Source organism: Plantactinospora sp. ZYX-F-223 (genome assembly GCF_039649625.1).
GTDB lineage: Bacteria > Actinomycetota > Actinomycetes > Mycobacteriales > Micromonosporaceae > Plantactinospora.
The window spans coordinates 1-1,095 of the sequence record NZ_JBDJAV010000174.1 but is presented as its reverse complement, the minus strand read 5'-3'; the positions used below and the strand labels follow the sequence as shown (position 1 = coordinate 1,095).

The following is a 1,095-nucleotide window of genomic DNA, read 5'->3' as shown; positions in this document are numbered from 1 at the left end:
ACGTCCGGGGTGAGGCCGGAGGTCATTCCGGTGTTCAGCACCAGGGAGAACATCACCTCGGGCGCGTTGTCCAGCATGGTGCGTCCGTTGCGCACCGCGAAGCCGTAGTTCGCCGGCGTCCCGACCTGGTACGTCAGCAGGTCCGGGTAGAGTTCTCGGGCCACGCTCCAGCCGTACGCCTGTGGATCCGGCGCGGTGCCGTTCGCCGCGACCACCCGCGCGATGGTCGAGGCGATCCCCTCGCCGTCGGCCCGCAGGTCGTGGCAGGGGTGGCGGACGTTGGCCGGGTCGGAGAAGTCGGTGTCGGTGGGCCAGAAGATGGGCCACATCATGGGGTGGCCAGCACGGTTGATCTGCCGCCAGCCGCCGGCGTCGGTGGCCAGCATGGTGCGGCACCAGACGCCGATCGAGCTGCCGTCGCGCAGCGTCGTGTCGCCGCTGGCGACCTCCAGGACGATCGACTCGACGGTGGTGCCGGCGAAGCTGTTCTTCGCGTTATCCGGCCGCCACGACTTCCGGTCCAGCTTCGCGCCGTTCTTGAAGGCGTCGTTGACGGTCGCGAGCTGGTCGAGGTCAATGAAGAACGGGTCGCGGATGCGACCGGCCCAGAGCTGGAGCCCGTCGGCGCTGACGGAGTCGCCGGTGATGCCCTCCATCAGCATCGTGCCGGTCGCCGCATCGTCGCACGCCTCGGCGCCGGCAAGCGCGTGCAGCGTCATCGACTGCCGCCCCTGACCGTCCGCGTCCCCGAAGGTCAGCCGGTAGGTCAGGTCCTCCATCTCGTGACCGTCGAGGTGGATCTTAAATTCGTAGCGGGACTCGGTCTGGAAGCCGCGTTTGATGTCGGCGCCGGTGATCGAGCTGTTCACATCCATCACGAACACGGTGCCGCGCTCGCCGTCGAAGACGTACAGGTCGTCGATGTAGAGCTGGCCGCTCTGCGCCGCCAGGGGGGTGTCGAGGTGATGTGACACTATGCGCTCCCGACAGTTCACGGCTAACCAGACTTATGCGAGCATACCGGTGACATCTCCTTGTATCGCGTCATTGGTCAAATACGACTCTGAGCCGCTCGTTCCCTGCTTCCTCGCCGTC

Annotated in this window: 1 protein-coding gene; it reads right to left on the bottom strand. The window is 66.7% G+C overall.

The window, feature by feature from the left end:
- Positions 1–974, bottom strand: a 974-nt coding sequence (locus tag AAH979_RS43040; protein WP_346263880.1) for a DUF4331 family protein, incomplete at its 3' end; no start/stop codon positions are given.
- Positions 975–1,095: the final 121 nt, after the last annotated feature.